General features: G+C 42.3%; 10 protein-coding genes. 6 read left to right on the top strand and 4 right to left on the bottom strand.

Annotated elements, in window-relative coordinates:
• Nucleotides 1-3: 3 nt before the first annotated feature.
• The 5 genes from HUJ21_RS04680 to dnaN all read left to right on the top strand — a co-directional run bounded on the left by HUJ21_RS04680 (nucleotide 4) and on the right by dnaN (nucleotide 6115).
• Nucleotides 4-1203: a phosphoglycerate kinase gene (locus HUJ21_RS04680; RefSeq protein ID WP_291367775.1), complete on the top strand. Its 1200-nt coding sequence runs from the start codon at nucleotides 4-6 to the stop codon at nucleotides 1201-1203.
• A 252-nt stretch (nucleotides 1204-1455) separates the two neighbouring features.
• Nucleotides 1456-2364, top strand: a complete 909-nt coding sequence (gene gldA / locus HUJ21_RS04675) for a gliding motility-associated ABC transporter ATP-binding subunit GldA (protein WP_291367774.1) — start codon at nucleotides 1456-1458, stop codon at nucleotides 2362-2364.
• Between the two features lie 3 nt (nucleotides 2365-2367).
• Complete coding sequence (gldF, locus tag HUJ21_RS04670; protein ID WP_291367772.1) at nucleotides 2368-3090, top strand: gliding motility-associated ABC transporter permease subunit GldF; 723 nt, start codon at nucleotides 2368-2370, stop codon at nucleotides 3088-3090.
• Complete coding sequence (gldG, locus tag HUJ21_RS04665; RefSeq protein ID WP_291367770.1) at nucleotides 3083-4765, top strand: gliding motility-associated ABC transporter substrate-binding protein GldG; 1683 nt, start codon at nucleotides 3083-3085, stop codon at nucleotides 4763-4765. The genes gldF and gldG overlap by 8 nt, the downstream gene beginning before the upstream one ends.
• A 225-nt stretch (nucleotides 4766-4990) precedes the next feature.
• Entirely contained in the window at nucleotides 4991-6115 is a 1125-nt protein-coding gene (dnaN, locus tag HUJ21_RS04660; RefSeq protein ID WP_166142787.1) for a DNA polymerase III subunit beta, read from the top strand.
• A gap of 87 nt (nucleotides 6116-6202) precedes the next feature.
• Here the strand turns inward: dnaN and HUJ21_RS04655 are convergent, their stop codons facing one another.
• The 4 genes from HUJ21_RS04655 to HUJ21_RS04640 form a co-directional block, all read right to left on the bottom strand.
• Complete coding sequence (locus HUJ21_RS04655; RefSeq protein ID WP_291367767.1) at nucleotides 6203-6862, bottom strand: hypothetical protein; 660 nt, start codon at nucleotides 6860-6862, stop codon at nucleotides 6203-6205.
• Between the two features lie 74 nt (nucleotides 6863-6936).
• The gene (dprA, locus tag HUJ21_RS04650) at nucleotides 6937-8064 is read right to left on the bottom strand and encodes a DNA-processing protein DprA (protein ID WP_291367765.1); all 1128 of its coding nucleotides are present in this window, start codon (nucleotides 8062-8064) and stop codon (nucleotides 6937-6939) included.
• Nucleotides 8042-8398, bottom strand: coding sequence for a MerR family transcriptional regulator (locus tag HUJ21_RS04645; protein ID WP_291367763.1), 357 nt, complete (start codon nucleotides 8396-8398; stop codon nucleotides 8042-8044). Before HUJ21_RS04645 ends, dprA begins: the two co-directional genes overlap by 23 nt.
• A gap of 354 nt (nucleotides 8399-8752) precedes the next feature.
• Entirely contained in the window at nucleotides 8753-9730 is a 978-nt protein-coding gene (locus tag HUJ21_RS04640; RefSeq protein WP_166142795.1) for a M23 family metallopeptidase, read from the bottom strand.
• A gap of 153 nt (nucleotides 9731-9883) precedes the next feature.
• Here HUJ21_RS04640 and alaS point away from each other — a divergent pair, with 153 nt between their 5' ends.
• Nucleotides 9884-12520, top strand: a complete 2637-nt coding sequence (gene alaS, locus HUJ21_RS04635; RefSeq protein ID WP_291367760.1) for an alanine--tRNA ligase — start codon at nucleotides 9884-9886, stop codon at nucleotides 12518-12520.
• The last annotated feature ends 52 nt before the right edge of the window (nucleotides 12521-12572 follow it).

Genomic DNA, 12572 nt, shown 5'->3' with positions numbered 1-12572 from the left:
CGTATGAATAAAAGAATTAAAATTGTGGATAATGTTGATTTTAAGGGAAAAAAAGCCCTGGTTAGGGTGGATTTTAATGTACCCCTGGACGATAATTTCAATGTTACAGACGATACCCGGATTGTTTCGGCTCTACCTACCATCAAAAAAATCCTAAAGGACGGAGGAGCTGTCATTCTAATGTCCCATTTGGGAAGGCCAAAATCAGGTCCTGAAGATAAGTTTTCCCTGCGGCATATCATTACGGAGTTGAATAAGCAATTGGAGTTATCCGTGCAGTTTGCCAAAGATTGCATAGGTCGTGAAGCCAGCCAGTTGGCCACTAGTTTAAATCCAGGTGAAGTTTTGCTTTTGGAAAATCTCAGGTTTTATAAGGAAGAAGAAAAAGGAGATAAGGAATTTGCCGGAAAATTGGCCAAATTGGGAGACATCTACGTCAATGATGCTTTTGGGACTGCCCACAGGGCGCATGCCTCTACTGCGGTGGTGGCAGAATTTTTTAACGATAAAGTTGCCGGATACCTGATGAACGCCGAGTTGAAAAATGCCGAGAAGGTTTTGGGAGAACCGGAAAGGCCTTTTACTGCCATCATGGGAGGGGCTAAAATCTCCGACAAAATACTGCTGATAGACAAATTACTGGACAAGGTAGATAACCTGATAATTGGGGGTGGTATGTCTTATACTTTCGCCAAAGCACAGGGAGGAAATATAGGTGATTCCCTGCTGGAAGCAGATAAAATGGAATTGGCCTTACAGTTGGTAGAAAAGGCAAAACAAAAAAATGTCAATCTCTATTTACCAGAGGATTCTGTTACTTCAAAGGCCTTTGCCAATGATGCAGAACAAGGGACTGCCCGAAAAGGGGAAATTCCTGATGGCTGGATGGGATTGGACATCGGGCCTGAAAGCAGAAAGAAATTCGCTGAAGTAATTCTTTCCTCAAAAACCGTCTTATGGAATGGTCCGATGGGTGTATTTGAAATGAGTAGTTTCGAAAAAGGTACCAAATCCATAGCTGAGGCAGTTGTTTCCGCTACGGAAAAAGGAGCTTTTACACTGATCGGTGGAGGAGATTCTGCTGCTGCAGTCAATAAGTTCGGATTTGGAGAAAGGGTATCATTCGTTTCTACAGGTGGGGGAGCCTTACTCGAACTCATGGAAGGCAAAGTCCTGCCAGGAGTCAAGGCACTTGAGCCATAGAAATTCCTTAACAGAGGCTGCTTGAAATCAAAAGTGTGAACTTCCGTCCTTTGGATGCATTTGCTTTGCGAAAGTTTTCCAATTTGGTAGATGCATATAGGGATTTGAAGCAGCCTTTGATTGATTTTTTGGATTTGTGTAGACAAGATTTGGCAAGGGGTAGCGTTTTTCCCTTATGTGGGAAAGTGTAATTACTGATTAAAACCTATCCAAGTTTGTCAGATTCAATTGAATTTAGCGTTAATTGCTATTATGTCCATATCCATTCAGCAGCTTTCCAAAAGTTTCGGTGATCAGCAGGTTTTGAAAGAAATAAGTTTTCAAGCCAATCCTGGTCAGGTGCTGGGGTTTTTAGGTCCAAACGGGGCAGGGAAATCAACAACAATGAAAATTCTGACTGGTTACCTCACCGCTGATGCTGGGGAGGTATTGGTAAATGGTATTGCCGTGGATAAACATCCGAAAACAGCCAGTAAATTGATGGGCTATCTACCGGAACACAATCCCTTGTACCCGGAAATGTACATTTCAGAATTTCTCTCTTTTATGGGGGGATTGTACCAGATGGATGGCAAATTTCTTAAGGGAAGGATACAATTGGTGATGGAGCAATGCGGGTTGATGGCCGAACGGAACAAAAAAATCGGGTTGCTGTCAAAGGGGTATAAACAAAGGGTAGGCCTGGCCAAAAGTTTATTACATGATCCTGAAATCATCATTTTGGACGAGCCTACATCTGGTCTTGATCCCAATCAGCTGGTTGAAATAAGACAGTTGATCAAGCATGTAAGTGCCAATAAAACGTTGATTCTCAGTACGCATATCATGCAGGAAGTTGAAGCGCTTTGCGACAAAGTGGTGATCATTCATAAAGGTAAAATTGTAGCCCAGGACCTCTTGAAGCAGCTCAAATCCGGCCAGGAAGATTTTCATCTTATTCTGGAAACAGAAGAACCGGTGCAGAAGTCCTGGTTGGAAGGAATGGCTTACAGTCATTTTGCCCACACCAACCCCTGCAGGATTGAATTTTCCTGTGAGGACCCAAAAAGATTAAGGCAAGAGCTGTTGGTATTGATCCGGGACAAGCAATTGAATTTAGTCAGTATCAGACAAGAGGAAAAGAACCTGGAGTCGGTATTTTACAGATTAACCCAAAATTAAGGTATGTTGAGCCTTTTCTTTAAAGAAGTAAATGCATTTTTCAGCAACCTTGCCGCTTACCTGATTACCAGTATCTTTTTGGTTGCCCTGGGACTGATTGTCTGGGTTTTTCCAGGTACCAGTGTGCTCGATTATGGATATGCTGATCTGGATCCTTTGTTCAGCTATACACCCTTTGTTTTTGTTTTCCTGATTCCTGCGATCACCATGAGGATGGTGGCCGAAGAAAAAAAGTCCGGGACCTGGGAGTTGCTCAAAACATCTCCCCTTAGAAGCCATCACATCCTATTGGCCAAGTATTTTGCCTCCCTGGTGTTGATATTTTTTACCCTTTTGCCTACTTTGATTTACTATCTGAGCATCGTGCAGCTGGGTGATCCGGTTGGAAATATTGATAGTGCTGGTTTTTTTGGTGCGTATATAGGCTTGTTACTGCTGGGGGCCTTATTTGCAGCCATTGGTTTGTTCAGTTCATCCCTCACTTCCAATCAAATAGTGGCATTCGTCATTGCTGTGTTTATTTGTTTTCTGCTCTATGGAGGCTTGGGAGCACTGGCTGCACTGACCACAGGCGAATGGGCTTTATTTCTGGAAAGTATGGGGATCAGCTTTCATTACGAACAAATGGGTAGAGGGGTCATCGTATCAGAAAACCTGTTTTATTTTTTTGGTATGATCCTGACCTGGCTGGTATTTACATGGATTTTGATCGGGAGACATGAATAAGAATAACAAAAATATGCTTCTCGGGCTGTTGGCCATCCTGCTCATTTGGGTCCTGGTTCTGAGCTTGAGTGAATGGTGGAAATTCAGACTGGATCTTACCGAAGAAGGGCGGTTTACTATCGGCAAGGCTACGAAAGAAGTATTGGCAAATATGGATAGTCCTCTGGAGGTAGAGGTGTTGCTGAATGGCGATTTACCGCCCGGAATGATGCGTTTTCAAAAGGGAATAGTAGAAACCCTGAAGATCTTTCGCGCCTATAGCAATGAGGACATCAATATAGTATACAATGATCCTTTGCAAATGGATAAGGCATCCAGAGATAATTACATTCAGAAGCTGGCTGCTTATGGGATAAACCCAACCAATCTTTACAGCACACAAAATGGAGCCCAAACCACTAAATTGATTTTTCCGGGCATCATGTTGCGAAGCCAGGACTACGAATTAGGCGTATTGTTACTGAAAGGAGAGATGGGAATGGGGCCGGATGAAATCCTCAATTTATCCATAGAAAACCTTGAATTCGAAATCAGCCAGGCAATAAAAAGGCTGTATACCCGAAACAGAAGGGCGGTAGGTGTTATTATCGGTCAAGGAGAGATGGATGAGGACGAAGGTTTTGGCATGGTGGAGGCACTGAATGAAGATTATGAGGTATATAAAGTCCCTTTTGACCAGGCAGAATCAGTAGAGGACCTTTTGACCTTTGAGGCTTTACTGGTGGCAGGGCCCAGGGAAGCTTACGGGGAGCGCGAAAAATACCTTCTTGATCAGTACCTGATGTATGGAGGAAACCTGTTGTTTTTCGTTGACCAGATGGCGGTAAATCTTGAGGAAGCGGGAGGAGACGGTACGGTAGCCATGCCTTTTGATACAGGACTTGATGATTTGCTGTTTCGTTATGGTGTACGGATCAACCGGGACCTTATTCAAGATCTCAATTTTGGTTACCACCCGGTAGTTGCCGGAGAATTTGGAGATCAGGCTCAGATCATTTCTTTACCCTGGCCTTTTTACATACAGGCGGGTAAAATGGCCGATCATCCCATTACCAAAGGTTTGGATCAGGTACAGTTTCGCTTTGCGAGTACCCTGGATACGGTAAAAGCGGATGGGGTAAGTAAAACCCCCTTGATATTCAGCAGTGAATACAGCAAAAAACAAAGTGCCCCTGTCAGGGTGGCCTTTGAAGATATGTCATCAGAACCCGATGTGAACTCTTTTACCTCAGGAAGCCTTCCCCTGGTCTACCTTTTGGAAGGCAACTTTACTTCCTTTTTCAAAAACAGGTTTGTGCCAGAGGAATTTGATGAAGGGGCATTTATTCCGGAGAGCAATCAGGGCAGGGTATTGGTAGCTGGTGATGCGGATATTGTAAAAAGCTGGATAGACCCCCGGGAAAAAAGTCCTGTCCCCTTAGGAGCGAATCCTTACTCGGAAAATGTAATGGCCAACAGGGAATTTTTGCAGCATGCCGTAAACTACCTGGTGGATCCGCAGGGAATAATGGCAGCCAAAAGAAAGGAATTTCAAATCAGGCCTTTGAATAAGGTGAAAATAAAGCAGCAAAAAACGCTCTGGCAATCCATCAATATCTTTTTCCCTGTAGCAATGATCTTATTTTTGGGTTATCTGCAATATGTTTTCAGAAAAAGGAAATATGAAAAGGGGTGAACAAGGAGAATTGGCCCAATCAGGTTAATTTTATACCATCAATTCAATTCCTGATGAGGCCTTTTATGATTTTATTTATAACTTTACCCTGTTAAATCCATTGGATGAATGAGTGGAATCAAATAAAGCGAAGCCGAAAGGCTAATGGTTCCTGATATCATCATTTTTGTGGTGCTTATAACAAACAGTGATTTATATTTGACCTACTTATAAAAGATTATACATATGAAATTTATTGTTTCTTCTTCATCACTTCTGAAGCACCTGTCATCCATCAACGGAGTAGTGACTACCAATCCGGTAGTGCCGATTTTGGAAAATTTTCTTTTTGAAATTAAAGACAGTAAACTCACCGTTACAGCTTCAGATTTGCAGACTTCTATGATGACTGAGATAGAGGTGGAGGCGAAAGAAGACGGAAATATTGCGGTTCCTGCCAGGATATTGATTGAAACCCTAAAGAACCTTCCTGAGCAACCGGTGACTTTTAGCATAGATAAGGAAACTTACAGCGTAGAAATCAGTTCGGATAATGGCCGATACAAGTTGTCAGGTGAAAACGCTACTGATTTTCCCAGGATTCCGGGCGTTACCAATGCTTCTTCTGTGGAAATGTCCACTGAGATCCTGAGCAATGCCATTGCCAATACCATATTTGCGACAAGTAACGATGAACTCAGACCGGCAATGACCGGGGTGTACATCAACCTAAGTGAAACCAATACTACTTTTGTGGCTACCGACGGACACAGGCTGATCAGGTACAGGAGGGTGGACATTGCCTCCCCTGAAGCCACCAGTATCATTGTGCCCAGAAAGGCCTTGAACTTATTGAAGACCACTCTTCCTTCAGAGAATGTGCCGGTTACTGTGGAATTTAACAACAGCAACGCCTACTTTAAATTCAACCATATTAAAATGATCTGTAGGTTGATCGATGAACGGTTTCCTGATTATGAAAATGTCATCCCACAGGACAACAATAATGACATGGTTATCAACAGGCAGGAATTTTTGGGCTCGCTCAGGAGAATAGCCATCTATGCCAACAAGACCACCCATCAGGTAAGGCTAAAACTTACCGGAAGTGAACTTCAGGTATCTGCCGAAGACCTGGACTTTTCCAATGAAGCCAATGAAAGGCTTTCCTGTGAACATGAGGGTGAGGATATTGAAATAGGATTCAATGCCAAATTCCTGGTTGAAATGCTCAATAATATTTCTGCCAAAGAAGTGACGCTTAAATTCAGTGCTCCGAACAGGGCGGGTTTGATCTTGCCATCCGATATGAGTGAGAATGAGGATATTCTGATGCTGGTCATGCCGGTAATGTTGAGTAATTATGTGTAGGGGGCAAAAATAATCCAGGCACAAAAAAACCGGTTTTGCCGGTTTTTTTGTGCCTGGATTTTACTTGATAACCTGAATTCGGTTTGCTTACTTTTTTACTACTTCAACATTTGTAAACCAAATGATCTTTTCCCCATTTTCCAAACGATGATCTTGTGCAATTTTAATGTTGCCAAAATCAGCAACGTTTTCCCAGGTAAAGGCCCTTCCTTCGGGACCGTCTCCTCTCCGGAACACCCACTCTTTGATCATGTGGTTTTCATCGATATAAATGTCATAAGCATCCCCAGGGGTATACCCGTCTGAATCGTTGTAGCGGATAATGATTTTTGTGGTAGGGTCAGCATTAATGGGTGAACGCTGATTTTCAATAATTTCAGCTTCATAACCCTCATCCCAACCCAGCTGAAAAGGAAAAAGCAGCCAATATTTGTCGTTGATGAATTTCTGGTCCACACTTTCAACTGCTTCAGTTTTGTTGGCAAGTAAATAGGTGGCAGTGGTGTCCTGTCCTGAATAGGATACTTCACCTTTATCCAAATCCCATGCCCAATCCCTAACCAGCACAGTGGCACTGTCTCTTCGGACATTCCAGGTATAGGAAATGGATTTGACTTCATCCAAATGATCAAAGCCATAAGCTTTGGCCACTTTCATTGGAAGACTATCCTCAGATTCTTTGGTTTCCGGAGAACAGGAGCTTATTAAAATCAACAAAAAGCCTAAGAAAACAAATGAATTTTTCATAATGAGTTTGTTTAGTGGTAGTTTTTTCAATTTAAACATTTATCTTTAATTAAGCGGCTTAATGGTGAGATATCTTACCTTGGGCGTGTCCATTGGTATTTTTTGCCAGGGATGGCTTTGACAAAACCCAAAAATTCCAGGTTTAATAATTTGACTGCCAACTGGGGAATGGGGATATTCAGGTCTCTGCTCAACCAGTCGATTTCAGCTTCCGTTTTTTCATACAAGCGTTCCAGTACTTTTAGTTCCATCGGGTCCAGATCTGAAGTGTCCGTAAGCGTTGGAGCATGTGTGGGCATATCGTTTTCCTTATCCCAGGATAGGGATTCCACAATTTCTCCAGGCCCCATATAGATACCAGCTTTCATGTTTCTGATAAGATTATTACAACCCTCACTGTATTGGGATTGTAAGTTTCCAGGAACGGCAAAAACTTCTCTGTTGTAACTGTAGGCAATTTCGGCGGTAATTAAAGCACCTCCTTTTTTGGCTGCTTCCACCACGATAAGGGCATCGGACAAGCCTGCGATAATGCGGTTTCTTTGGGGGAAATTACTGGGATTTAAAGCAGCTCCCATTTTAAATTCACTTATCAGGCCCCCGTTTTCTTTCATTTGTTCGGCAGTTTTTTTGTGGGCTGCAGGATAAATGGTATTTACATCAGAGCCAAGTATGGCAATGGTTGGGATTTTGTTTGAAATGGCTGCCCTGTGCGCCTCAATGTCAATACCATAAGCTAGCCCACTGATGACGGTGGGCTGAAACCTGGCAAGTTCTTCAGTGATTTTTTGGGTAATACTCCTTCCATAAGCGGTGGCATTTCTGGTGCCAACGATGCCTACGGTCCTTTTTGGATTAGGGTTTAAGTTTCCTTTTGAGAAAAGAAAAGGAGGAGCATCAGGAACAGACTTCAACCTTCCCGGGTAATTGGCCTCCAGGTAGCAGTGAATCTCAATACCTTGTTTTTCAGCAGTTTCAATTAAGTTTGAAGCTTCTTTCAAATAGGTATCTTTCCCTTTCCTGTAAGCCAAAAGCTTTGGCCCAATGCCGGGTATTTTCATTGCTTTTCCCTGGGAAAGATTGAAGAAACCCTCAGCAGACCCGCAATAATTGATGATGGTTTTGAATATATTCGGCCCTAAGTTTGGGAATAGACTGAGTGCCAGATTGTGTAATAACTTATTTTTCTCCTTGGTTGGCATCCAGATTATCCCTGATTTCCGTCAAAAAGCTTCTGATTTCATGTAAACTTTGAATCATGGAGGCGGTATCCTGGATTTTATGCAGGTCCTTTTTAATGATTTCCTGTGCACCGGCAAGGGTATACCCCTTTTCTTTTACCAGGTGATAGATCAGCTGGATTTTATCCAGGTCTTCCCTGGTAAATCTTCGGTTTCCTTTTTTATCCTTTTTGGGCTTGATGATATCAAACTCACCCTCCCAATACCGGATCAATGAAGTAGCAACTTTAAACTTTTCTGCAACTTCGCCGATAGAATAATATTTCTTTTCTATTTCCTTTTCTTTGTATGGCAATGGATTGGTCTTTTTTACAATCAAAAATAAAAAAATAATCCGTTAATTGTAATACCTGAACTTTATATAACCTGAGATCAATCTAATTTCAAGGAAAAACCTTCATTTTTGACCTTGAAAAGGATTAAGCCCTGTGAATCCTTGGCATGAAGAGACTGGTTTCTCTTTTCTGCTTCCTATAACCAACAAAGGAGCTAAATGGGACGATCAGGGCAGTTAATTTGTCTATCCGGTTCATACATAATTCAGGTCTTCGAATTTGGAGCAACAGGTCATCGTTTCGGGTAGAACGAAAAAGCCTTCACTCATCAAGTGAGGGAAGGCTTTTCAAAATCAGCTATACCTGTACACTGCTTAAGAAAGAGATTGATTCTCTCTGGAGGCAAGCTCAAGTATTTTATCAAATTCACTAGGCTCCAGGTCCTTAAAGAAATAATTGACCGGGTTGACATATTTGTTGTCTTTTATTACCTCATAATGAACATGCGGGGCAGTAGAGGAACCTGTATTCCCAACGGTTCCGATCTTATCACCCCTTTTGATTTTATCACCTACCCTAACGTTAAAATCATTCATGTGCGCATATCTGGTATTGAAGCCAAATCCATGATCGATAATAATGGATTTGCCGTAACCTCCAAATTCGGTTCGAACTTGCTTGACCACTCCGTCTCCGGTAGCATAGATGGGTGTTCCTTTTGGAGCAGAAAAGTCAACCCCGGTGTGCATTTTTCTTACTTTTAAAATGGGGTGTAGCCTGATCCCATATCCGGATGCCAATCTGTTTAATTCTTCATTGTGAATGGGCTGGATAGCCGGAATGGAAGCCCAATATTCCTCCTTGTTCATGGCCGTTTCGGACAGTTCATTGTAGGATTCCCATTGAATAAAAAGCTGTCTTTTGAGGGTTTCCACTTTACTGGAAACAGAAATGATCATTTTCTCCTGGTTCAGCCCTTTTTCTTTGATCTCCCTGAATCTGTCTGAACCTCCGAAACCGGCTTTTCTTACTGAGTTGGGGATCGGCTCAGATTCAAAGATAACCCTGTACAAATTGTCATCCCTTTCCTGAAGATCTGCCATCATGGTGTTCAGTTGCCCGACCTCTTGCTCCAAAAGCTCATAGTACAGTTTCAGTTCTCTGTTTTCTTTCTTCAGCATCAATTCTTTGGGGCTGTCAAAATAATAATGAAAAACCAAAAGGATACCCACTGCCAAAATGGAAGAAAGGGATAAAAAACCTAAAACGTTAAGGGTTACATCCCATTTACTCCTGACATACCTTTCATACTTGCAGGTTTTGGGATCGTAATAATATTTTATTCTACTCATTTAACAAATAGTACGTTAAAACTCTTAATTTTGTATTCTGAAAAACCCGGGTGATCGTGTTACATCCTGAGAGCCATTCATTTGGGTGTTTGGGCACAAAGATAATCCAAAAATATCAAAGATTCCAACTTATCAAGTTTAAGCTAAATAAACATGAATTCCAAACAAATAAGAAGCCATTTTATTGAATTTTTTCAATCAAAAAAGCATCAATTTGTTCCCTCATCCCCAATCGTTGTCAAGAATGACCCTACATTGATGTTTACCAATGCAGGTATGAATCAATTTAAAGATTTTTTCCTGGGAAACGAAATTCCGGATATCCTACGAGTTACCAACAGTCAAAAGTGTCTTAGGGTTTCAGGAAAACACAATGATTTGGAGGAAGTGGGGGTAGACACCTACCACCATACCATGTTTGAAATGCTTGGAAACTGGTCATTTGGTGACTATTTTAAAAAAGAGGCCATACATTGGGCTTGGGAATTGTTGACGGATGTGTATCAATTACCCACAGAGCGCATGTATGTCACAGTTTTTGGAGGGGATAGCGAGGATGGTTTGGATGAAGACAAGGAAGCTTTTTCCATTTGGGAAAGCCTGGTTGAAAAGGATAGGATATTGTATGGGTCCAAAAAAGATAATTTTTGGGAGATGGGTGAATCCGGCCCCTGCGGCCCTTGTTCTGAAATTCATATCGATATGCGTGAGCAGGAAGAAATCGACAGGATTCCCGGCAGGGAATTGGTAAATGCTGACCATCCCCAGGTAATAGAAATATGGAATTTGGTGTTCATCCAATTCAATAGATTTTCCGATAAGCGTTTAAAGGAATTGCCTGCCAGGCATGTGGATACCGGCATGGGGTTGGAACGCCTGGTAAGGGTGATACAACAGAAGAAGTCTAACTATGACACCGACCTTTTTACTCCCTTCATAGCAAAGATTGAATCACTTTCGGGCTTTTCCTACGGGCAGTCAGAAAAAACCGACATTGCCTTCAGGGTGGTAGTGGATCATATCCGTGCTATCGCATTCACTATCGCAGACGGTCAGTTGCCTTCCAACAATAAGGCAGGATATGTGATCAGGAGGATTCTTCGCAGGGCTGTGAGGTATGGATACACGTTTTTGGAACTTAAATCCCCCTTCTTATACCATTTGGTGCCGATTTTGTCAGAGAATTTTGGGGAGTTTTTCCCTGAAGTAAAAGAACAAACCGATTTCATCGGAAAGGTTATCCATGAAGAAGAGCAGGCCTTCCTCAGAACCTTGGATAAGGGATTGAAAAACCTGGAAAGTATCCAGGAATCCATGAAAGCAAAAAATGAACAAATTCTCCCGGGGGAAGTGGCTTTTGAGCTGTATGATACCTATGGATTCCCACTGGACCTAACTTCGCTAATTGCCAGAGAAAATGGCTTAAGTGTAGATGAGAGGGGGTTTATGGCGTCCATGAAAGTACAAAAGGCCCGCTCCCGTTCTGCTGCCACATTGGAAACCGGGGATTGGGTAATGGTGAATGAGGAGGATACATCGGTATTTGTCGGGTATGATGCCTTAAGCACACAGGCTAAAATCATAAAATTCCGGAAAATAAAAGATAAAAAGGAAAGCAGTTTTCAGTTGGTTTTGACAGAAACGCCTTTTTATGCAGAAAGCGGAGGACAGGTAGGGGATACAGGCACCCTGTCCAATGGAAACGAAACGATCCGGGTATTGGATACCCGGAAAGAAAATGACTTGATCGTACACAAGGTGGACAAATTGCCGGAGTTCACCGAAAGTGAATTTTTCTGTCAGGTGGATGCCACTAAAAGAAAGTGGACCAAAAACAATCATTCAGCCACCCATTTGTTACAGGCTGCTTTAAAACAAGTATTGGGACAACATGTGCAACAGAAAGGGTCTCTGGTCAATGAAAAACTACTCAGGTTTGATTTTTCCCATTTTGCCAAAATGACTGCGGAAGAGCTGGATCAGGTAGAATGTATTGTTAATGAAAAGATCAGAGAAAATATTTCTTTGGATGAACGGCGGAATGTGCCAATTGCTCAGGCAAAAGCCATGGGTGCTACTGCCCTTTTTGGGGAAAAATATGGGGACCATGTGCGGGTTATCGCTTTTGATCCTTCCTTTTCTATTGAATTGTGTGGAGGAACCCACGCGCAGGCAACTGGTGAAATCGGTTACTTTAAAATTGTATCAGAAACATCTATCGCCGCCGGAGTACGCCGAATTGAGGCTTTAACGGGCCATAGGGCCGAAGAATATGTCAATCGCCAATTTCAATTGATACAGGATTTACAGGAAATTATGAAAAGCCCGAAGGATTTGATAGGGGCCATACAAAGTTTGATTGACGAGCGGACCAATTTAAGGAGGGAAATAGAGGGGCTTCAGCTGAAGGAGACAGAACAAATCAAACAAAGCTTAAAAAATCAGGCAAAATCCTTGAACGGTTACCAATTAATCCTTGGTTTGATTAAATTGCCTCATGCAGAGTCACTGAAAAAATTGTCCTTTGAATTGAAAAATGAGATGGATAGTCTGGTGGCCGTTTTAGCGGCAGATATCGGCGGCAAACCTCAGGTTGCCGTTGTGATCAGTGATTCTCTGGTAAACGAAAGAGGACTGAATGCTGGACAAATGGTCAAAGAATTGGCTAAAGTAATTAAAGGCGGGGGAGGTGGCCAGCCCTTTTTTGCCACAGCAGGAGGTAAAGACTCCTCTGGATTACCCAATGTGCTAAGCAAGGCTGAACTTATACTTCAGTTGTCTACTAAATGATTTTTCGGCATCCAGATTTGGTTTTAGGTGAAATCTCCGCCAATTTTGGAAC

This window comes from Cyclobacterium sp., assembly GCF_014762705.1.
Lineage (GTDB): Bacteria > Bacteroidota > Bacteroidia > Cytophagales > Cyclobacteriaceae > Cyclobacterium.
The sequence above is the reverse complement of the archived record's forward strand: the minus strand, read 5'-3'. Positions and strand labels throughout refer to the sequence as shown.